Origin of the sequence: Psychrobacter sp. TB55-MNA-CIBAN-0194, assembly GCF_040309505.1 — a bacterium.
GTDB classification, from domain to species: Bacteria; Pseudomonadota; Gammaproteobacteria; order Pseudomonadales; family Moraxellaceae; genus Psychrobacter; species Psychrobacter fozii.
Genome location: NZ_JBEOOW010000255.1, coordinates 1 through 274, shown reverse-complemented (window position 1 = coordinate 274; position 274 = coordinate 1). Strand labels below are relative to the sequence as shown.

General features: G+C 47.1%; 1 protein-coding gene. It reads right to left on the bottom strand.

The features are described from left to right. The coding region (locus AAEY75_RS15050; protein WP_352260032.1) for an ATP-grasp domain-containing protein at window positions 1–274 on the bottom strand (274 nt) is incomplete at both ends.

Here is a 274-nt window from a genome sequence, read left to right as displayed (position 1 = left end):
GCTTCATTGCGCCAATCGGCAGGGATGGTTGTCGCTTCTGCCTGCTTGAGCCAATGTTGGCCTTTACCGTCATAACCGCCGGTGCGACGTTTTAATAATACCCGTTCACCATAGGCATTATGCAGTGTTTGCGTGGTGGTATTGTCATTAACTAACTGCCAAGGCGATGTGGCGACAGCTAATTCATCGAGCAGACTTTTTTGGCTAAAACGATCAGCTAAACGACCAAATACTGGGCCATTAATAAAATGTGGGTGTTGGCTGAGTTGTAAAC